Annotated in this window: 20 protein-coding genes; 8 read left to right on the top strand and 12 right to left on the bottom strand. The window is 54.6% G+C overall.

The features are described from left to right. The first annotated feature begins 202 nt into the window (after positions 1-202). The gene (locus HJG54_RS06935) at positions 203-2,650 is read left to right on the top strand and encodes an ATP-dependent helicase (protein ID WP_316434120.1); all 2,448 of its coding nucleotides are present in this window, start codon (positions 203-205) and stop codon (positions 2,648-2,650) included. A 24-nt stretch (positions 2,651-2,674) separates the two neighbouring features. On the opposite strand, the gene HJG54_RS06930 is transcribed toward HJG54_RS06935, so the two are convergent. The 5 genes from HJG54_RS06930 to HJG54_RS06910 all read right to left on the bottom strand — a co-directional run bounded on the left by HJG54_RS06930 (position 2,675) and on the right by HJG54_RS06910 (position 6,929). After that, on the bottom strand, positions 2,675-3,115 hold the full coding sequence (locus HJG54_RS06930) for a threonine/serine exporter family protein (protein WP_051925514.1): 441 nt from the start codon (positions 3,113-3,115) through the stop codon (positions 2,675-2,677). Between the two features lie 9 nt (positions 3,116-3,124). Then, the gene (locus HJG54_RS06925) at positions 3,125-3,934 is read right to left on the bottom strand and encodes a threonine/serine exporter family protein (RefSeq protein WP_316434119.1); all 810 of its coding nucleotides are present in this window, start codon (positions 3,932-3,934) and stop codon (positions 3,125-3,127) included. A 9-nt stretch (positions 3,935-3,943) separates the two neighbouring features. Continuing rightward, positions 3,944-5,167 (bottom strand): AI-2E family transporter, encoded by a 1,224-nt coding sequence (locus tag HJG54_RS06920; protein WP_316434118.1) that lies wholly within the window; start codon positions 5,165-5,167, stop codon positions 3,944-3,946. A 99-nt stretch (positions 5,168-5,266) separates the two neighbouring features. Continuing rightward, positions 5,267-6,607: an FAD-dependent hydroxylase gene (locus HJG54_RS06915; RefSeq protein ID WP_316434117.1), complete on the bottom strand. Its 1,341-nt coding sequence runs from the start codon at positions 6,605-6,607 to the stop codon at positions 5,267-5,269. A 91-nt stretch (positions 6,608-6,698) separates the two neighbouring features. After that, complete coding sequence (locus HJG54_RS06910; protein WP_316434116.1) at positions 6,699-6,929, bottom strand: hypothetical protein; 231 nt, start codon at positions 6,927-6,929, stop codon at positions 6,699-6,701. A 245-nt stretch (positions 6,930-7,174) separates the two neighbouring features. Here HJG54_RS06910 and HJG54_RS06905 point away from each other — a divergent pair, with 245 nt between their 5' ends. Continuing rightward, complete coding sequence (locus HJG54_RS06905; RefSeq protein ID WP_036004145.1) at positions 7,175-7,387, top strand: hypothetical protein; 213 nt, start codon at positions 7,175-7,177, stop codon at positions 7,385-7,387. A gap of 28 nt (positions 7,388-7,415) precedes the next feature. On the opposite strand, the gene thiL is transcribed toward HJG54_RS06905, so the two are convergent. Together thiL and HJG54_RS06895 are read right to left on the bottom strand one after the other, a co-directional pair. Further along, complete coding sequence (gene thiL / locus HJG54_RS06900) at positions 7,416-8,480, bottom strand: thiamine-phosphate kinase (protein WP_316434114.1); 1,065 nt, start codon at positions 8,478-8,480, stop codon at positions 7,416-7,418. Between the two features lie 3 nt (positions 8,481-8,483). Then, on the bottom strand, positions 8,484-9,611 hold the full coding sequence (locus HJG54_RS06895) for a peptidylprolyl isomerase (RefSeq protein WP_316434113.1): 1,128 nt from the start codon (positions 9,609-9,611) through the stop codon (positions 8,484-8,486). Positions 9,612-10,012: 401 nt separating this feature from the next. On the opposite strand from HJG54_RS06895, the gene efp reads away from it, so the two are divergent. Beyond that, positions 10,013-10,570, top strand: coding sequence for an elongation factor P (gene efp, locus HJG54_RS06890; protein ID WP_316434112.1), 558 nt, complete (start codon positions 10,013-10,015; stop codon positions 10,568-10,570). Positions 10,571-10,620: 50 nt separating this feature from the next. Beyond that, entirely contained in the window at positions 10,621-11,121 is a 501-nt protein-coding gene (gene accB / locus HJG54_RS06885; protein WP_316434111.1) for an acetyl-CoA carboxylase biotin carboxyl carrier protein, read from the top strand. A gap of 114 nt (positions 11,122-11,235) precedes the next feature. On the opposite strand, the gene HJG54_RS06880 is transcribed toward accB, so the two are convergent. The 5 genes from HJG54_RS06880 to speB form a co-directional block, all read right to left on the bottom strand. Beyond that, complete coding sequence (locus HJG54_RS06880; protein ID WP_316434110.1) at positions 11,236-12,378, bottom strand: geranylgeranyl reductase family protein; 1,143 nt, start codon at positions 12,376-12,378, stop codon at positions 11,236-11,238. 155 nt (positions 12,379-12,533) lie between these two features. Beyond that, positions 12,534-13,055, bottom strand: a complete 522-nt coding sequence (gene frr, locus HJG54_RS06875; RefSeq protein ID WP_420717342.1) for a ribosome recycling factor — start codon at positions 13,053-13,055, stop codon at positions 12,534-12,536. A 13-nt stretch (positions 13,056-13,068) separates the two neighbouring features. Further along, complete coding sequence (gene pyrH, locus HJG54_RS06870; RefSeq protein ID WP_036004158.1) at positions 13,069-13,797, bottom strand: UMP kinase; 729 nt, start codon at positions 13,795-13,797, stop codon at positions 13,069-13,071. A gap of 194 nt (positions 13,798-13,991) precedes the next feature. Continuing rightward, positions 13,992-14,540, bottom strand: a complete 549-nt coding sequence (locus HJG54_RS06865; protein ID WP_316434109.1) for a thioredoxin family protein — start codon at positions 14,538-14,540, stop codon at positions 13,992-13,994. Between the two features lie 115 nt (positions 14,541-14,655). Beyond that, positions 14,656-15,570, bottom strand: coding sequence for an agmatinase (gene speB, locus HJG54_RS06860; protein ID WP_316434107.1), 915 nt, complete (start codon positions 15,568-15,570; stop codon positions 14,656-14,658). A 425-nt stretch (positions 15,571-15,995) separates the two neighbouring features. Here speB and HJG54_RS06855 point away from each other — a divergent pair, with 425 nt between their 5' ends. The 4 genes from HJG54_RS06855 (at position 15,996) to HJG54_RS06840 (ending at position 19,470) form a co-directional block, all read left to right on the top strand. Beyond that, complete coding sequence (locus tag HJG54_RS06855; RefSeq protein WP_036004162.1) at positions 15,996-16,424, top strand: FKBP-type peptidyl-prolyl cis-trans isomerase; 429 nt, start codon at positions 15,996-15,998, stop codon at positions 16,422-16,424. A 109-nt stretch (positions 16,425-16,533) separates the two neighbouring features. Next, on the top strand, positions 16,534-18,816 hold the full coding sequence (selD, locus tag HJG54_RS06850) for a selenide, water dikinase SelD (protein WP_316434106.1): 2,283 nt from the start codon (positions 16,534-16,536) through the stop codon (positions 18,814-18,816). Between the two features lie 54 nt (positions 18,817-18,870). Beyond that, entirely contained in the window at positions 18,871-19,197 is a 327-nt protein-coding gene (locus HJG54_RS06845; RefSeq protein WP_316434104.1) for a hypothetical protein, read from the top strand. 54 nt (positions 19,198-19,251) lie between these two features. Beyond that, positions 19,252-19,470 carry an ISAzo13-like element transposase-related protein gene (locus HJG54_RS06840; RefSeq protein WP_316434102.1) on the top strand — a complete coding sequence of 73 codons (219 nt, stop codon included), beginning with the start codon at positions 19,252-19,254 and terminating at the stop codon, positions 19,468-19,470. The last annotated feature ends 104 nt before the right edge of the window (positions 19,471-19,574 follow it).

The raw sequence follows: 19,574 nt of genomic DNA, 5'->3' as shown, positions 1-19,574 counted from the left end.
ATCAGGATAGAAGAAGAACAATAGCAGTAGCAGGCCATCGCACCGAGTACAACTCATCAGGATTCGTTAAGATTAGAGTAGTTCAAATGTTCTACTCAAACCAGCTACAGGATGAGTCAGTAGATTGCTGGGATTCATCCACTCGCCGCTCCTGGAATGGCGTCGGAATCTGCTTAAGAAAGTATTCAGACACGAGCTACAAATGTCAATTCATCTCGACCTTCCCACTCCTTTAGAAACGCTGCATCGCCTCCGGCAAGGGCTGCGACCGGGGCAGCGGCGCATGGCAGACTGGCAGGGCGGTACCCTAGCGGTTTCGGCGGTTCCAGGGTCAGGCAAATCTACCGGCATGGCGATTGCGGCGGCCATTTTGTTGGCAAAGCGGCATTTGGCCCGGAATCGGGAGAACCTGGGAGGATGGGGTGAGATTGGCAGTGCTGGCAGTGGGGATCCGTCCTTTGTGATTCGCTCGCCGCTGGCAGATCTGGATGACTCGGTGCGGGAAATGGCGGCTGAATTGACCGCGGCAATGAATAGTCATTTACTGCTGGTGACCTTTACCCGCTCAGCCGTTGCTAACCTGAGGACCAAAATTCGCCAGTATTTACGAGATCTGGGTGTGCCGCCTCAGGGATTCATGGTCTATACGCTGCATGGGCTGGCGCTGAATATTGCCACCCGACACCCGCAGCTTTCTGGGTTGGACTGGGAGCGGCTGGCGCTGATTTCGCCCAACCAAAGCAATCGGCTGATTCGGGCCAGCGTGGAATATTGGATTCAGGCCCATCCCCGCACCTATCAGCACTTGTTAGAAGGCCGCCAGTTTGACGGCGAAGAAACCGAGCGGCTGCGGCGGCAGTCGGTTTTGCGCACCGAGGTTTTGCCGGAACTGGCCTACACAGTGATCCACGAAGCCAAAAGTTCGGGCTTACGGCCTGCGGATGTCTGGGACTTGGCTAATCATACAAAACGGGCCACGTCTGATGCACCGGATTACCATGTGCTGGCGATTGCGGCGGGCCTGTACGAGCGCTATCAGATGCTGCTGCAACAGCGCGGCCTGATCGACTACGACGATATGATTCTGGCGGCGCTGCATGTGCTGGAAGATGCAGAAGTCAGGCAGTTCTGGCAGTCGCAGATTTTTGCTGTGTTTGAGGACGAAGCCCAGGATTCGTCGCCCTTGCAGACTCGCCTGCTGGAAATTCTGGCTGCCGATCCGGCTAATCCGGCCCAGATGAACTTGGTGCGCGTCGGGGATCCCAACCAGGCGATCAACTCCACCTTCACGCCCGCCGACCCGATCTTTTTCGCGGACTTTTGCGCCACCTGTGAGCAGTCGGGCAACCTGGCCGAGATGGAGCAGGCCGGACGCAGCAGCCCGATGATCATCGCCGCTGCCAATTTTTTGCTGGACTGGGTGAATCAACAGGCGGTAGCTCCCTTGCCGTTTCGGCCCCAGCATATCCATCCCGTCTCGTTCAACGATCCTCAGCCGGACGCTAACCCGGATCCCGAAGGCGCGGGACTGGAAATTCGCTTTCCGCCCGATGTGTACCAAACCGTGAATCTAATCGCCAAACGCACGGCTGAACTGTTGACCCGCGAACCAGAAGCGCGAGCGGCTATTTTGGTGCGGGAAAACCGACAGGGCCGCTTCATCACCGAACTGCTGCGCCATCCTGACCAGCACGGCATCGAGGTGAACCTGAAAGAGCTGGGCATCGACCTCTATGATGTGGGCGAGCACGACCGCCAATCCCATGTGCCGTCGGAAATTCTGACGCTACTGCATTTTCTCGACCGGCCCCATTCGCCCGACTACCTCAAGGCTACCCTTCAGCTCCTGGTGGACCGCCAGTTGATTCCCAGCCAAGATCTGAATGTGCTGGTCAGTTTGCCCGAACAATTTCTCTATCCCAGTCCGCTTGACCCACCGCTGCCGGAAGCTGCTCTGCCTGCTCGCCGCTATTGTACGGCCCTATTGCGAGCGCGGATCGAACTGCCCCACTATCAGTTGATTCCCTTCATTGCCCTGACGCTGCAATACGAGCAAGCCGAACTGGCCACGGCTGATAAACTGGCCCACCGGATCGCGCTGCAAACGGCGGGCAATCCTTCGATGGCGGCAACGCTGGATGCCCTCAGCGAAATTGTCCACTCGGAGCGGTTTGAACCAGTCGAAACCGACGATCCCGACTCGCGCTACGTTCGCCCCGGCCAGTTGACCATCATCACGATGCACAAGGCCAAAGGCTTAGATTGGGACTTTGTGTTCATTCCATTTCTGCACGAGCATTTGATTCCGGGCGAACTGCGGGTTTTGCCGCAAGCTAGATTTTTGGGCGATTTCAGTTTGGCAGAAGTGGCGCGGGTGCAAATTCGAGCCTGCATTCACCAAGAAGAATCGATTCCCGATACGCAAGCAGCTTGGCTACGGGCGGCCTCGCTCAAAACCGCGGAAGAATACCGGCTGCTGTATGTGGCGATGACTCGCGCTCGCCGGTTGCTGTGGATGTCTGCGGCCCACAAAGCACCCTTTAGCTGGAGCAAGCCGGAACTGTTGGACAATCGCCTGCCCTGCCCGGTGCTGCCTGCCCTTTGCAAACAGTTTCCCCAAGCCCTGCCTCAGCGGCAGCCGAAGCATTAGGGATCGAAAGGTAGCCTGCTAGCCTTATTCAAATCCCCATTCCGAGTCGGTGAGGATGCGGGCAGCTCCGATGCCGCTCACCAGCGCCACTACCGCAAATCCGGCCTCGATGGCACTGCCCAGCCCACCCAGAATATCGCCATGCTCAAAATACACCAGCACCTTAAAGGCCGGAATCCCCGGAACCATGCAAATAATTCCGGTGATGGCAAACAGCACCAGCGGTAACTGCAATCGTTGGGCTGGAATCGTCCCCACTAAGCCGACAAACAGCGCTCCGCAAAACGTGGCGATATCCAGATCCAGCCCTAGCTGATGCAGCAGCGACCGCAGCACATAACCGCCCATGCCAATAGCCGCACAGAGCCACAGCGCCTTGCGGGGCACCTGATAGAGCAGGGCAAACCCAAAGGTCCCAATAAAACTGAGCAGGGCGTCTTGAAGCAAAGCTGTTGCTGATAGCATTTACCACGTCTACAGAATTGAGAAGCCAGTCATTCCCATCACAATCAGCATGCCGATGGCAACACTGAATAGCTGTATCAAGGCATACGCGACGCGGGCTATGCCCGAAACTAAATCTAGCCGCACCAGATCGAGCGATGCCGTCACCAGCAGCATACCCGGCACCTGAAACAAAACTGCCGCCGCAAAGCTGGCCTGGGGCAGCAAAGCCGGAAGCCGCAACAATCCTAGCCCCTGCCCAATCAGATAGCAAATACTCGTAGCCACCGCCGCACAGACAATCGTGACCGCAATCGGATTCAGCCGCCGTTGTTGCAGCCGTTGCCGCAATCCTAGCCCCAGCCCTGCACTCAAACAGGCCGCCAACCCATCGATGCCACTACCGCCGCTGAGAATCGCAAAAGCTCCACAGGCTATGGCTACCGCCAGTTGCACCATCCAGGCTGGGTAGGCCGGCGGGGTTTGTTCAATTTTGTCGAGCAGCGTACAGAGTTGGGCGGGGGTGGCTGCCGTGGGCAAATGCAGCGTCAGGTATTCCACCGCGCCAAGTCGGTTCATGTCCACGCCAAGCCGCTTGACTCTAGCAATTTGGGTGTAGTGCAGATGGCCGCAGTGGATCGAGGCCGTGATGCCAGTGAGGGTGACATAGGCATCCAAGCGCTCCATTCCCAGCCCTAAAGCCACCCGCTGCATCGCCTGCTCGACCCGAAAGCTGACCGTACCGCTTTGCAGCATCAGCACCCCGACCCGCATCACCACCTGCATGATTTCCACCAGGTCTTGGACCGTGAGTTGATGGCGTTCCGCAGGTCGCGTCATAACACACGCCTAGTTGGGCTTGGGAATCGGTTTGGTGGCTCGCCGCTCTGGAGGGCTGACTTCGGCGCTGGGGCGGTCTGCCTCGATTGCAATCACTGGCTCCTCGGTTTCGTCCTTATGATGGTCAGCGTCATCACTCTTGCGCGTCGAACGCACCGCAATTAGGGCTTCCTTTACCACAACCGCCATCGGCACTGCTACCACTACTCCCAGTAAGCCACCCACCCGCGCCCCGGCCAACAGCGACACAAATACCCAAAAGGGATTCAGCCCGGTAACGCTTCCTAGCACCCGTGGGGCAATGCCGTTCTCGACAATTTGCTGCACCAGCAGGGAAACCGCCAACACTTGCAGCGCCTGCCCAATGTCGCGCAGGGCCACCAGCGAGGTGATGAGCACAATTCCCGCCGTGCCGCCAAACGGAATCAGCGCCATCAGGCCAATTGTTAAGCCAAACAGCAAGCCAAACGGCACCCGCAGCAGCAGAAACACCGAAGTTAAACCGGACGCCATGCAGGTGGCCGAAATAATTTGGCCCAGAAAGTAGTTCTGGAAACTAGACCGCAGCGTTTTAGAAAAGGGTTGCTGCACCTGTTTGGGCAACCATTCCACCAGGCTCTTCCACACATCCCGTCCGTGCTGAAGTAAATACAGCGTCGAGATGGCAATCAAAATCACATCCAGCAGTTTGGCTACCGTGAATACAGCCAAATTTAAACTCAGGTTGAGGGCACGTCCGGCAATGGATTGCAGCTGGGATTTGAGCCGGTCGTTGACCTGGGCAATCACCCCATCCAAACTGATCGGCAGCCCCGCGCCATCGATGCGTTCGTTCAGCATCATCAACTGCCGCTGCCCCGAATCGAACCATTCCGGCAACCGGGCCACGAGTTGTTGCGCCTGAGCAAAGGCAAGCGGCAGCAACGTCACCCCCAGCACCGAGATAAACAAAATCGCCGCAAAGAACACTAGAATCGCCGCCTGCCCCCGCCGGATACCGTTGTGTTCCAGCCAAGTAACCGGGTAATCCAACAGAAAGGAAAACAGAGCCGCCACCAGCAGCACGACTAACAGCGATTGGAAGTAACTAAAGATGGTAGCCAGCGCCCACACATTCAAGACCGTCATTGGCGCTGCCAGTGTGATGGCCAAAAAACGCGACAAGGGGGAGAGCGACTCCCACCACGTCAGTAACCGACTGCGTTTTGGCTTGGATGACCCAGAACTGACCATGAACCCATCTCGACCAGTAATACGGATATTATCCTTAATTTTTAAGACAGGCTAACAGAATGGGGATCATTCTTTATGCTTGAATTGGATTCGGACAGACTAACGTTGAGCTAACTCCGGTTGCCGTCCCAATAGCCCCGTCATCAAGCGCAGTGCCAAAAATTTGAGCGGACGGACTCGCCGCATCAGCCGCAACCCAGACCGCCGCAGAGCCACCAAGGGCCACCATTGATTAGAAAAGCAGCGGTCTAGCAAATCGGTGAAGCCGAGAATCACCAAATTTTCGAGCTGCCGCCAGCGTTCGTAGCGTTTAAGTACTCGCAGCTCACCCACATCCTCACCCTGTTGATGGGCCGTTTGCAGCACTTGGGCCAAAGCCGCCGCATCGCGAATCCCCAGATTTAGCCCCTGCCCCCCCACCGGATGGCAGCAGTGGGCCGCATCGCCAATCAACGCTAACCGCGATTGCACATAGCGCCGACTCTGCATCAACTGCACCGGAAACAGTGCTCGCTTGCCAACTAGCTCCAGCTTGCCGAGCTGTCCGCCATAGCGCCGCTCCAGTTCAGCCAGGAAGCTCGCCTCATCCACTTCTAGCCAGTGCTTGGCTTCGGTATGGGGTGCAGTGAGAACAATCTGACAGCGATTATCGGGAAGAGGCAGCGTCGCAAATGGGCCGCTGGTCCAGAAATGTTCGCGAGCGATGTTGCCGTGGGGCCGTTCTGGCCGAATCACCGCCGTCACACAAGATTGCCAATACTGCCAGCCCTGGGTCGCAATTCCAGCCCATTGTCGAATCGAGGAGCGCGACCCATCTGCCGCCACCAGCAAGCGCGTCCGGATCTGCTGCTTTGGCTGATCGGGACTCTCTCCCAAGCTTAGAGTCACCTCAGCGGCATCGGGCTGATATCTGACCTGCTCCACGGTAGCCGGACAAAACCAGGTGATATTTTCTGCTGCTTCTAGGGCATCGAGTAGAGCTTTGACCAAAATGCCATGCTCGCCTACATAGCCCAGTACCTCAGTCCCCAGATCGGCGGGTTGCAAGTTGACGACAGCAGAACTATGCTCGTCTGCCAAGCGAATCTGCCGAAAGGTAGCGATCTGCGGCAGGATCTGATCCCAGAGTCCCAAGCCCTTAAAGATACGGCCAGACAGGAGTGTAATCGCATAGGCGCGACGCTGGCTCAAACCGGCTGTTTTCGGCTTGGCATCGATCAGGGCAATGCGCAGACCCGAGTTTTTGAGCATACAGGCCAACGTCAGCCCCACGATGCCGCTGCCAGCAATCGCCACATCGTAGCTGCAGGGAGCCTCGACACCGCCCCTCCTATTGGCTTCACCAACTCCCTCACCCATTGAAACTTGATCCCCCGCCATATCCCCCGCCATGAGATTGCCAGACTGCGCTTTACAAAAGTTAAGGTTATCTGCTTTCATTTTGCCCTGATTTAGTAAGGCGATCAAGCGGTAATGCGGCGAGGAGAGGGAGATGGCCTAGGAGAAGCCAACTACCCTTATTTGCAATCTTCTAGTCGTTATCATCATCTTGCTCATTCTGCTCACCGTCTTCTTGTCCATCCCCATCTTGTTCATCTTCATCCTGCTCTTGATTTTGCCCTTCATCCTCTCCTACATTCCCAGGTTCTTCCTGTTCTTCAAGGTTGTCTCGTTCACCACCAGCATCGCAGGCTGTTACCATGGCAATTGACATGGGCAACAACAAACCCAGAGCTAAAATTTTAACCAGTCGATTAATCATCCTGCCATTCCTCTATCGATATCATTGGTTTTAGTGTGCAGCCAATTTTGTCTGACTTTGTTATTTAACAAGAAAGTCGGCTATTCGTGAATCAGCTTAGATAGGTGATTGAAGTGCGAGTGTCTCACCCCCGACTTTGCAAATCTGTGAGACTAAATTAGCAAAATCTTTCCTTTTGGCCTGTCTCGGCCTACTCATCAGAGCTATGATATTTCTGGTTAAGAAAAGGTTAAAACTTATTATCAGTGCATTCTTCCGAAGAGTTACCCATTGGCACCACCGTCGAAATCCTGCAACCAGACTATGTTGCTGGCGCAATTGGCACCGTTTTAGGACCAGAAGAGCTGAGCGAGGGAGAATTAAGCGAAGGAAAATTGAGCAACCGCTGGTTAATCCAGGTGATTGGAGAAGATATGGTCCTATCGCTGACCCGCGATGAATTTCGGATGATTCGTTGACCCAAGGATTCATGAACCCCAAGAGCATTCAGAAGTGTTGAAATCCCTTTTCTAGCTGCAAAATTTCATCCCCATACAGGCCACTCCGGTCCCTCAGCACCACCTTCGGCTCGGCAGTAATCCTGCCAACAATCGCCGCCCCATTGCCTAGTTGTTCCACCAATCGCTGCGCTACTAGACGTGGCAGACAGAGCACCAGCTCAAAATCTTCACCTCCATAAAGCGCCCATTCCACTGCCTGCGCCTCCAATACCCAGGCCGTCAAGCCCGGTGGAAACGGAATCAAATTGCGCTCAATCTCGGCCCCAACCCGACTCGCCCGACAGATTTGCAGCACCGCATCCGCCAACCCATCGCTACTGTCCATTCCCGCCACTCGCAGCAACCCATCCCCCTTCGTTCGGCGAGGCTCAGGAGCCGCATCTCCCGCATCTCCCTTCGTTCGGCGAGGCTCAGGAGCCGCATCTCCCCCATCTCTCAACAGCGCGACCACATCCAACCGCGGCACCGGACGCTGGTGTGCCTGAATCAGAGCTGCTCGATCGGCAGCCGATAGCCCCTGACCCTGGTCTGGATGCAGCAGCAGTTCTAGCCCAGCCCGAGACGCGCCATGCACTCCGGTGACTAGAATGGCATCTCCAGGGCGGGCGGTTGAGCGACGAATAGCTCGACTCGGCGAGACTTGGCCAAAGGCCGTGATCGATACCGTAATTACTGACGAGCGGCAAATATCACCCCCCACAATTGGCGTGCTATAGGGCTGCAAGCAGGCCACAATGCCCTGGTAAAACTGCTCGACCCAGCTCACCTCTACTGCTCCAGGCAGGCTGAGACCGATGGTGATGCCCAGAGGTGAGGCTCCCATAGCCGCCAAGTCCGATAGATTAGCTGCTGTTGCACGCCAGCCGGCATCGAATGGACTGGTAGTACGGTCGCTAAAATGGACCCCATCCACCAGCATATCCGTCGTCACCACCAGCGATTGGCCCGCTGCAACACTCAACAGCGCTGCATCATCCCCAATCAAATCAATCGGACAGAACTCTTGCAGTCGTTTTAGCAGCCCTTGTTCGCCTAGCTGATGCACCTGCATGAATTAGGACGGTTCCACCAGATTTTCTAACCCGTCTACCACGCGAGCCGAGATGATTTTGTCACCCTGCTTTAGTTTTTCCAGCACATCCTTGTTTTCGGTGACATAGCCGAATACCGCATAGCGACCATCCAGCAGGTTCAGGCCCGCCGGGGTTAGCTCTGGTTCAAACAGGAAAAAGAAAAACTGGGAGGAGCCGCCGTTAACATCATCTCCCGGACGCGCCATCCCCAAGGCACCAAAGGCCGAGAAGGGCAACACGGGCTGATCCAGATACCGACCCGCATCCTCTAGGGTAATGCCATAGAGCGGCTTTTTGTCTCCCTGCACCATCACCTCTAGGGGAATCGCCCGATATTTGTTGGTCTTGGGGTCAATAAAACCAACTTCTTTGCCGGGCGGATCGCCAATTTGCAGCACATAGTTGTCTTCAGCGCGGGTGAATTCCAACCCGTCATAGAAGCCACGCTGCACCAGATCGACAAAATTGCCAGCCGTGATCGGCGCGTTGTAGCCGTCCACTACCAGCGTCATCGTGCCTTTGTTGGTTTCCACTTCGACCGTAGCTCGGCCCTTGAGCTGGGGCAGGTTGGCGTACTCTTCGGGCACCTCAAACGGAAACTTATTCACCATCAGCGCTTCCAGCTCACCCACCCGATCCAACAGCTGGGACCGCTTGGCCCAAACCGCCTCTTTGTTGCCATTGGCCGCTTCAGTGCGGACTTCATCCAACCCAGTTTTTAACTGGGCAATCAGGTCGCTGGCTTCAGCCTGACGTTCCGGTGGAATACTGGCCAAAATTTCGGCTTCTTTGCGAGTCAGGACTTTGTCAGCCGCGTCAATTCCTCGCGTTACTCCAGCAATTCGGCGTGCCCGCAGCGCATCCGACAGATTTTCTAAATCGGCCTGGATTTCGCGAATCGGTTTGTTGTCAATTGGCAGGGCATATCGCAGCAGGGCTTTACCATCGGTGATAGCATTGCCGGGGGGTAGCGCATTAGCTACCGGGCTATTCAACGCACTCAAGCCCCAGCAGCCGATCAACAGCAGCACCATGCAGCCGAAGCGCAGCATCGACTTGAGCACCGCTCTAGCGTTAGCGAATTGAAGGTTGGATGTAGCGACAGCCATGATTTTTTTCCTAAACAGATTTGCGTCCTTAAGTTCCTAAATAGGTTTGCGCGATCGTCCACAGAGGCAGCAGGCAAATCCCATTCACATCTTCCCACGGGGTATCAAGTTTTGAGTTTTGAGTTTTGAGTTTTGAGTTTTGAGTTTTGAGTTTTGAGTTTTGAATTGGGGGGGTGAGGGGTGAGGGGTAAGGGGTGAGTTTTGAATTTGGTGGCATCGTCTGTGCAGAGTAGGATGGGCCATCTCACTTGCAGTAGGCAAAATGTTGGTACTCATTATTCGAAACTCACCCCCCCAATTCAAAACTCAAAACTCAAAACTTAAAACTCATCCCTCACAACGTCCCCCGGAGAGCGGTAAAATGAGTTGCCGATTGTTACTCCCTTACAACAGCAAGATTCATGATTTCCAGTAACGATTTTCGTCCCGGTGTCAGCATTGAGTTAGACGGATCCGTCTGGCGCGTGGTGGAGTTTCTCCATGTCAAGCCGGGGAAAGGATCTGCCTTCGTCCGCACCAAGCTGAAAAATATGCAGACGGGAAACGTGGTTGAACGGACCTTCCGGGCAGGTGAGACGGTGCCGCAGGCAGTGATTGAGAAAAGCACGATGCAGCATACCTACAAAGAGGGCGATGAATTTGTCTTCATGGATATGGAAACCTATGAAGAAGGCCGTCTGACTGCCGACCAAATTGGGGATCGCGTCAAGTACCTCAAAGAAGGGATGGAAGTCAATGTGGTGCGTTGGAATACTCAGGTGCTAGAGGTAGAGCTACCCAACTCGGTAGTGCTGGAAGTGGTGCAAACCGATCCAGGTGTCAAGGGAGATACGGCTACTGGCGGTACTAAGCCAGCAATTGTAGAAACGGGCGCTCAGGTGATGGTGCCGCTGTTCATTTCGATCGGCGAGCGAATCAAAGTTGATACCCGTACCGACAGCTATTTGGGACGAGAATAAAAGCCTCGATTTACCTTTGCAAGCTTTATGTTCATTGAGCAATAGGAATTGTGGAATTGGATTTTAACGAGCTCCGCGACCTTTTAACCGTCATCAACCAGACGGACATTGCCGAATTCACCTTAAAAAGCGGGGATTTTGAACTGGTTGTGCGCAAAAGTAGCCAGAATGGTGAATCTTTACCAACCGTGGCCAGCAGCGCCCCACTTCCAGCTGCGAATGCTGCCCCCGCTGCACCGTTGCCTACAGTAGTAACCACTCCCTTGCCTGCGGCCAATCCACCTGCGCCTATGCCCCGTGCCAATGACCGCTTGGTGGATATTATCTCTCCGATGGTGGGTACGTTCTATCGGGCACCTGCCCCCGACGAGCCGCCTTTTGTGAATGTGGGCGACCGGATTCGCAACGGTCAAACCGTCTGCATCATTGAAGCCATGAAGCTAATGAACGAGCTGGAAGCGGAGGTGAGCGGTGAAGTTGTCGAAATTTTGGTGGACAACGGTGAGCCGGTCGAATTTGGGCAGGTGTTGATGCGCGTTAATCCAGCCTAATGGCGCGGCATTTCTTCTAGAGCGGTAAGATGCCTGCACCCAAAGCCTGCACTTCAATTGAATCTGCTTGACAGCAATTGAATTTTCTTGACAGCGGGCAAGATGCCCGCACTCCTATGAACCGCTGGGTCCGCCAATCAGTCCGCCGCTGAGCCGCTTGAGAGCACGGGTTGCCACATCGCTATAGCGCAACTCGCCGCAGAGAATTTGGCCCATGCGTTCGGGAGCAGTAGGTCGCTTAACGCCAACCTTATAGCCAATTCCAGGAATGCGATAGAACACGCTAGCCAGCCGCTGTGCCCAAAGCATTTCGCTGCCCCATTCTTTGGCAATGATTTCTGTGTAGTGCTCTAATGCATTGCCATTGCCGCTCAGTGCTTGATCAATCGCTTCTGCCGCCTTCATGCCGCTAAAAATCGAAGGTCGAATCCCTTCCGCGGTCATCGGATCCACAACGCAGGCCGCCTCCCCAGCTAAGAGGGCATTTTGGGTATGTAGAGGCTGATCACCGTCCCACAGCGCGATTGGATGACCGTATTGCCGAGTAGTCTTCAGGTCGATGCCAAAGGAGGCAGCATACTCAGTCAGGATACTCTTGAAGTCCTGCGGTTCGCCGCCCCGGAAGGTGCCAATCCCAATCGAGTAGCCATCTGCCTTGGGAAAATTCCAGATATAGCCGTTCTTCACCATGCCGAATTCAAAATGCACCTGAGGGCTGGTGACTTGGGCTGCGGCTTCGGCCTCTAGAGCACCGGCTAATCGACGTTTGCGATCCTTAAAGCCAAGCCACTTAGCCATTGAACCTTTAGCCCCATCGGCAGCAATCAGGTAGCGTCCAGCCACGGGTCCAGTTGCCGTATTCACCTGCCAGTGATCGCTCTTGAACTCGATGCCGCTAACCTCGGTGCGGTCGCGCAGTTCGGCTCCTTGGGTTTGGGCCTGCTGCACCAGGAAATGGTCAAACAGATCGCGGCGTACCATCCAGATCGGCTCGGTTTTGTCTAGCTGAGCCTCGACCGGATCCTCCAGCTTCCAGGTGAAACGCAGGGCATTGGTTTTAAGGGAAATCGCAGGTGTGAAATCAAAGTCAAACCACTCGGCCACTTGGGGAGACACCCCACCTCCACAGGGCTTGTAGCGAGGCAGCGCTTCCTTCTCCAGAATCAAAACTGACCGTCCGCGTTTAGCCAGATGATAGGCCGCCGTGCCGCCTGCTGGCCCCGCCCCGACAATAATGCAATCATACATAGCCGTCATACACAGCGCTTAAGTTTCCTTGCCAAATCGTGGGCGAAAGGCCCACCCCGTTAGAGTGTCACCAGCGAATCATCCACATGAAGACAACCGAGTCGTTGCTTCACTGTTGTCAAAGCTGTCGTGTCAAACTGTCGCCACTGGACTTTTCCACTGGACTAGATCGTCATGATGTCTGCTTCTTTTTCTTGCAGCAATTGCTCGACCTTCTGGGTATATTTGTCGGTTAGTTTTTGAATGTTGTCCTGCAAGTCGCGGGACTCATCCTCCGAAACCTCGCCAGACTTTTCCTGCTTGCGGACCGAATCGATTGCATCGCGGCGGACATTGCGAATCGCCACCTTGCCTTCTTCAGCTAGCTTGGCCGCTGTTTTCACCAGTTCTTTCCGCCGGTCGCTGGTCAGGGGAGGAATGTTTAATCGAATCACCGTGCCGTCATTGTTGGGCGTCAAGCCAATGTCCGACATGGAAATCGCCTTCTCAATTAAATTCAGCGTATTGCGGTCATAGGGCTGAATCATAATCGTAGTCGCGTCTGGCGTGCTAATTCCAGCCAGAGACTTGAGTGGCGTGGCCGTACCATAGTATTCAACCGTGATCCGGTCCAGCAGCGAAGCATTGGCTCGCCCGGTGCGAATCGTATTCAAAGAGCGTTGAGTGGCCTCAATCGTCTTTTGCATGTGGCTTTCAACATCAGCTAATTTCACAAGACCCTCCGACAATTGTTCCAATCGCTTCCCCCATCACGGCTCGCCGGATATTTCCCGGTACCGATAGATCGAACACAATGATAGGGATATTGTTATCTTTGCACAGGGCGATCGCAGTCGTATCCATCACCCGTAAGTCTTGAGTCAGAACATGGCCATAGGTGAGGCTTTGAAACCGGCGTGCGTTGGGATTAGTAGTGGGGTCCGCATCATAGACCCCATCGACTTTGGTGGCCTTAAACACAACTTCGGCATTGATTTCAGCCGCTCGCAGAGCTGCGGTGGTATCGGTTGTGAAAAAGGGATTGCCTGAACCCGCTCCAAAAATCACCACCCGACCCTTTTCCAGATGGCGAATCGCGCGACGACGGATGTATGGCTCGGCCACCTCCTGCATTTCAATCGCGGTTAAAACGCGGGTCGGGACGCCATTTTGCTCTAGGGCATCCTGCAACGTCATCGCATTCATCACAGTAGCGATCATGCCAATATAGTCGGCTGTAGCCCGATCCATGCCGGCGGCTGCGCCCTTCACGCCTCGAAAAATGTTGCCACCACCGACCACAATTGCCGTCTGCACCCCTTCTGCCACAATATCGGTAATCTCTTGCGCAATACTTTGCACCACGGCCGGGTCAATTCCGTAAGCCAAATTGCCCATGAGTGCTTCGCCGCTTAGCTTCAGCAGAACCCGCTGGTATGTTAATCCCATGCGATGACGACTTTTCCTATCTTGAATGTTTCCAACCTAAGATAGCAGTTGCCATGCCTTCTGTAATCTGTTGTTGATCTGTAACATTTCATTACTGGTTAAGGAATGGTCAAGGGCTGGGTAAAACTCTGGTTGACGTCAGACAAGCGGCATATCCAATCACCCTGCCCAAGCCGCTCTGGTTACTGAAGCAATCAAGCCAACCGCCACTTCACCGAACAACCCACCGGCGTTGTGAGTGTTGTAACAATTTCGTTACCTGAAAGCAGTTGAGTAATTGCATCTCGCAGATAGGAGTGCTTCACTGCACCTGGATGCTGAGGATTGTCATCGATGGCACCGCTGTAGCGCAGCACGCCCGTCTGGTCGATCAAGAAAGCTTGAGGAGTGCATTCCGCTCCAAAGCTACGCGCCACATCCTGGGTGACATCCCGCAAATAGGGAAAGTTCAACCGCTGCTCCACGGCAAAACTCTTCATCTGCTCAAAGCTGTCCGCAGGAAACTGGCTCTCGTCGTTCGCATTAATTCCGATTAGGGTGAAGCCTTGCTCCGCAAACTCGACCTGGATCTGCGCCAAGCGAGCTAGATACATCTGCACGTAGGGACAGTGATTACACATGACGATCACACCCACGGCCCGAAAGCGTTCCAGGTAACGAGCCAAATGATGCACCGCACCATCGATGCCGGGAATTTCAAAGTCAGGCGCGTAGCTACCAATCGTTGTTCCGCTTATGCCCATACCGTTTTAATTCGGAAGAACTAGGGAAACCAGAGGAGACAAAGCTGAGGAAAACTGCCATCTGCAAAGGTTTCCGCCCTCCACAGTAGCGCAGTTTTCGCTCGCCTGGAAGCCCCTAGCCCAACCACTGTTTTGCCATCGCCTGATAACCAATCAGCTTGTAAACCAGCTTGGCTGCCGTGAACTCAGACACCACTGAATCCACAATCGGCGCTAGTTCCATGACATCGCAGCCAATCACATCATGGGACTCGAATACGCGGCGCAGGAAGGTGGTGAGCGAGTACCAGTTGAGGCCACCCGGTTCTGGTGTACCCACGCCCGGAATCAGGGTTGGGTCAATGCCATCCAGGTCAATCGTGAAGAAGACTTTGGGCGTTTGGATGCTGGCTAAGGCGCGTTCCATCCAGTCGGGCTGGAGGGCAATTTCGCGGGCGCGGAATACGGCCAGAGGCTTGGATTTAATCAGATCGGCCTCTTCTTTACAAATGCTGCGAATGCCGATTTGCACCGTGGGTAAACCCATATCGACAATCCGGCGCATCACGCAGGCGTGGTTGTGAATTGACCCTTCGTATTCGTGGCGCAGGTCGCCGTGGGCGTCGATTTGCACCACCGTAAAAGCTTCGTCTGGATTGGCCTTACGGTAGGCTTCTACCAGGCCAGTAGTGATACTGTGCTCGCCGCCCAATCCAATCACAAACTTGCCGTCGGCAATCAACTGGCGTACCGTTTGTTCCGTCACGGCCAACATAGCCTCCGAACTGACCGGGTGATCGCTGCGCGTGTCGGCAATCGGGTCATGGGTATAGATGCCCACCGGCCAGAGTTCTTGCTCTAGCTCTTCGTCGTAATATTCCACCTGCTGAGAAGCGGTCAGAATCGCGCTCGGCCCATTTTCACAGCCGCGGCGGTAAGTGGTGGTAGCTTCAAACGGAATCGGCAAAATTACCACATGGGCTTTATCGTAGGAGGCGGCCACATCTGGTCCCAAAAAGGGTAGATCGGCAGTAACAATTTGGGTCAGCATAGGGCAGTCAGCTTCAGCAATCGAAAGTAACACCTGATCCTGCCACATTCTCTTAGAAATCGGCAAAGTGGCAGCGGTTTGGGGAGAATATTGACACTGCTAACCGCGCCATACCAACAAAACCTAGCTGCGCTGGTTATGCAGCATCCAGTAGGGTTTAAGTTTTGTATAGGCTTGAAGCAGCTCAACGCAGTCAGGTTGAGATCAGTTCGGGCCTGAGTTTCAGCGGAAGACCGGCATGAGGAGCAGCGATTCTGCCAGCAGGACAGCCGAAACGGCGGTTCAATCTTAAGAGAGAGTTCCAAAACGAAACGGGTGAAAGTCTTTAAGATGGACGTACACCATTCTGAATCCAGTCTTGTGAAGTCGGGTCGGTCTGGTGACCTCATGCAATAACCTGAAGAATGACAGGAGCGAATTGAGATATGGCACAAGCAAAAGCTGGCGACACCGTTGCTGTACATTACACCGGCAAGCTGGAAGACGGGACGGTGTTTGATTCCTCAGAAGGAGGAATGCCACTAGAGTTTGCAATTGGCTCAGGGAATGTGATTCCGGGGTTTGAAGAAGCGGTGATCGGCATGAGTCCGGGAGATACCAAAACTGCTAAAATTCCGTCCGATGAAGCCTATGGTCCCTATTACGAAGAGCGAGTCCTCGTCGTGGATCGGCAGCAAATTCCGGCAGATTTACCCATTGATATTGGTGCCCAATTGCAAATTCAGCAGCAGGGCGGCATGGTGATCCCAGTCGTGATTACCGACATCACCGACGGGCAAGTTACCCTAGATGCCAACCATCCGCTGGCTGGAGAAGATTTGACGTTTGAGATTCGATTGGTTGCGATTAGTTGAATGTGGGCAGGAGTCAGGCTTCGTTCGTGGAACGCGCTCCGCAAGAGAAGCCTGACTCCCGACTCCCGACTTCTCCTTCCCTCGATTTACTCCTGCCCATTTACACCCAATGCAGTCTTTCCCACAGCCGATTGTTAAAGATTTGGTGCTGATTGGCGGTGGTCATAGTCATGCGATTGCACTGAAACAGTGGGGAATGCAGCTCCTGGCAGGCGTTCGGGTAACGCTGATTAGCGACGTGTCGCACACTCCCTATTCGGGGATGCTGCCCGCCTATGTGGCAGGACTGTACGACTATGACGATTGCCATATTGATCTGCGACCGCTGAGTCAGTTTGCCAAAGCCAACCTCATCTTGGACCGAGCCGTTGGGCTAGATTTGCAGCAGAATCGCATTCTGTTAGCAAACCATCCTCCGATTGGCTTCGATCTGCTGTCGCTGGATCTGGGCAGTACGCCTGCAACCTCGACCGTTCCTGGTGCCGCAGACCATGCGATTCCAGTCAAGCCAATTTCCCAATTTCTCACCTACTGGGATCAGCTGGTGGCCGAGTTGACCAATCATCCTGGCCGGTTACGGGTGGCAGTGGTGGGCGGTGGGGCGGGCGGGGTGGAGTTGACCTTAGCAGTACAGGCTCGTCTAGCTCAGCTTTATTGCGATCTAGGACAATCAACCGATTTGTTAGACATGCATTTGCTGCACCGAGGCGGGCGATTGGTGCCAGAGCGATCAACTTGGGTAGGTGAACGGTTAGGCCAAATTTTGCAGCAGCGCGGCGTTAGCATTCACCTCAACGAAACCGTTGCCGCGATTTCTGCTAGCGATTCTGCTAAAAAAATTAGCTGCGAGTCGGGGCTGACGCTGGCATGTGACCGCATCTTTTGGGTGACCCAGGCAGCCGCAGCGGAATGGTTAGCTACCTCTGGGCTAGCAACGACCGAACGTGGGTTTGTGCTGGTGAATGATTGCCTACAATCGATCTCTCATCCCCAAGTGTTTGCCACTGGCGATGTCGCCACGATGCAAAACCACCCCCGTCCCAAAGCGGGCGTGTTCGCCGTTCGGCAAGGTAAACCCCTGCTGCAAAATCTACGGCGTGCCTTGACGGGTCAAGCATTACGGCCCTTTGTACCCCAGAAAGAATTTCTGATTCTCATCGGCACTGGCGATCGCGCAGCGCTAGCGTCCCGTGGTGCGTGGGGCTTTGGTCCTCATCCGCTGCTGTGGCGCTGGAAAGATTATATTGACCGCAAATTCATGGCCCAATTCACCGATCTTCAGGGTATGGCAGTTCTGCCTCAGACTTCTGCCAAACCCACTGGAGAGCACCTTCCGAATCCGCCGATCATGCATTGTGCAGGCTGTGGCTCCAAAGTGGGCAGTACGGTGCTGGAACAGGTGCTGGCTCGAATTCAGCAAGAGCATTGGGTGAAGCGACCGGATATTTTGATCGGGCTAGACGCGGCTGACGATGCGGCTGTGCTCCAGGTGCCTGCCAATCAGGTAATGGTACAAACCGTGGATTATTTTCGCAGCTTGCTCAGCGATCCGTTCGTATTCGGTCAGATTGCTGCCAACCACTGCCTCAGCGATTTATTTGCAATGGGAGCTACGCCACAGAGTGCCTTGGCGATTGTCACCCTACCTTATGCCACTGACTCAAAACTGGCGGAAACGCTCTATCAGCTTCTATCAGGCGCAGCAACGGGACTAGCAGCCGCCAATGCAGCCTTGGTCGGCGGCCACACCACCGAAGGAGCCGAACTCGCCTTTGGCCTCACCTGTAATGGGTTAGCCGATCCAGCTCAGCTCTGGCGCAAAAGTGGCATGCAGCCCGGTCAAGCCTTGATTTTAACCAAAGCTCTGGGGACGGGCACCCTATTTGCCGCTGATATGCAGCTCCAAGCCAAAGGTCGCTGGATCGAAGCTGCTATCGAGTCGATGGTTTGTTCCAATCAAGCGGCGGCCAGCTGTTTACGGCAGTTTGGCACCACAGCCTGCACCGATGTAACAGGCTTTGGGCTGGCCGGTCATCTGCTGGAATTGATGCGGGCCTCTCAGGTGTCGGTAGACTTGCATCTCGATGCGGTCCCAATCCTGCCGGGAGCCAAAGAAACCCTGCAACAAGGCATTGTCAGTTCTCTACAGGCTCAAAACCTGCGAGCCGCCCAGCAAATTGCCACCTCTGAGCATTGGCAAACCCATCCCCTATTCCCAATTTTGTTTGACCCCCAAACCTCCGGCGGATTACTGGCCTCGCTACCAGCAAGTCAGGCAGATGCCTGCGTAGCTGCCTTACAGCAGCTAGGCTATGCGGATGCACAGATTGTGGGAACTGTGATTGAGCAAGTTGGGCCGTCGGGAACCGCCCAGTTATCTCTGCGGGGTTAAGGGTTCTACGGCATTGCTGGCATCGCCATCGGAGGCGGCATTCACTCATCCTGGGTGATTACTCCCGACGCTGTACGCCTACGGCGGGGCAAAGCCCCTCTAGCATTGGGAATGGCAGAGTTGGACGATGAAACGGCCCTCGAACAGGAACGGATTCGGCAAGTGGGGGGTGGACGGAAGTCAGCACTTGAGACCATCGATGGACTAGATAAGGCATTTTTGCGTGTGTTGGAGCAGCACACAGCGGGGTCACCCACCGATGAAACGCTGAAGTGGACCAATCTAATACCATGTCCCTTTAATCGGGCTACAGATTACAGCATTCGATGGGTTGCGGTATGCAGCTTCCGTAATTCAAAACTCAAAACTCGGTTCGGCTGACTCACCGGAAGCCAAAACTTAAAACTAAGAATAGGTATAAAGCGCCATGAGATTGTGACTTTGTTGAAAGACGGAGGGATTGAGGTGAGTGTGACGGTTGTTGATCAGTTGTTGGAGAAGCACAACTCTCGCAAACGCAAAGCGGTAAAAACGCTGGCAACTGGGGAGAGTGAACATCGCAATGAACAATTTGAAACCATTGAGCAGTTGAAAGGCACCTATCAAACTGCTGGCAATCTTGTCATGAGTCTGGATACAAACAAAGAGAATTAATTGGCAAGTTGTTTCGAGCAGGATAACTGTACACTCAGGGGCAGGAAGTCGAAGGGTTTGACCATGATTGGGCATCGTTAGAAGGCGTAGCCATTCCCCACGGA

Origin of the sequence: Leptolyngbya sp. NK1-12 (assembly GCF_032598965.1) — a bacterium.
In the GTDB taxonomy this organism is placed as follows: Bacteria; Cyanobacteriota; Cyanobacteriia; order Elainellales; family Elainellaceae; genus Elainella.
This window is presented reverse-complemented; position numbering and strand designations above follow the sequence as displayed.

What these genes read in the sequence shown, in the direction of transcription:
- HJG54_RS06925 (WP_316434119.1), bottom strand. Translation starts at nt 3,934, where the DNA reads ATGACGCGACCTGCGGAACGCCATCAACTCACGGTCCAAGACCTGGTG.
- HJG54_RS06920 (WP_316434118.1), bottom strand. Translation starts at nt 5,167, where the DNA reads ATGGTCAGTTCTGGGTCATCCAAGCCAAAACGCAGTCGGTTACTGACG.
- efp (WP_316434112.1), top strand. Translation starts at nt 10,013, where the DNA reads ATGATTTCCAGTAACGATTTTCGTCCCGGTGTCAGCATTGAGTTAGAC.
- HJG54_RS06930 (WP_051925514.1), bottom strand. Translation starts at nt 3,115, where the DNA reads ATGCTATCAGCAACAGCTTTGCTTCAAGACGCCCTGCTCAGTTTTATT.
- HJG54_RS06880 (WP_316434110.1), bottom strand. Translation starts at nt 12,378, where the DNA reads ATGACGGCTATGTATGATTGCATTATTGTCGGGGCGGGGCCAGCAGGC.
- HJG54_RS06895 (WP_316434113.1), bottom strand. Translation starts at nt 9,611, where the DNA reads ATGGCTGTCGCTACATCCAACCTTCAATTCGCTAACGCTAGAGCGGTG.
- frr (WP_420717342.1), bottom strand. Translation starts at nt 13,055, where the DNA reads ATGCAAAAGACGATTGAGGCCACTCAACGCTCTTTGAATACGATTCGC.
- speB (WP_316434107.1), bottom strand. Translation starts at nt 15,570, where the DNA reads ATGCTGACCCAAATTGTTACTGCCGATCTACCCTTTTTGGGACCAGAT.
- pyrH (WP_036004158.1), bottom strand. Translation starts at nt 13,797, where the DNA reads ATGGGATTAACATACCAGCGGGTTCTGCTGAAGCTAAGCGGCGAAGCA.
- HJG54_RS06855 (WP_036004162.1), top strand. Translation starts at nt 15,996, where the DNA reads ATGGCACAAGCAAAAGCTGGCGACACCGTTGCTGTACATTACACCGGC.
- HJG54_RS06915 (WP_316434117.1), bottom strand. Translation starts at nt 6,607, where the DNA reads ATGAAAGCAGATAACCTTAACTTTTGTAAAGCGCAGTCTGGCAATCTC.
- HJG54_RS06935 (WP_316434120.1), top strand. Translation starts at nt 203, where the DNA reads ATGTCAATTCATCTCGACCTTCCCACTCCTTTAGAAACGCTGCATCGC.
- thiL (WP_316434114.1), bottom strand. Translation starts at nt 8,480, where the DNA reads ATGCAGGTGCATCAGCTAGGCGAACAAGGGCTGCTAAAACGACTGCAA.
- selD (WP_316434106.1), top strand. Translation starts at nt 16,534, where the DNA reads ATGCAGTCTTTCCCACAGCCGATTGTTAAAGATTTGGTGCTGATTGGC.
- HJG54_RS06865 (WP_316434109.1), bottom strand. Translation starts at nt 14,540, where the DNA reads ATGGGCATAAGCGGAACAACGATTGGTAGCTACGCGCCTGACTTTGAA.
- HJG54_RS06910 (WP_316434116.1), bottom strand. Translation starts at nt 6,929, where the DNA reads ATGATTAATCGACTGGTTAAAATTTTAGCTCTGGGTTTGTTGTTGCCC.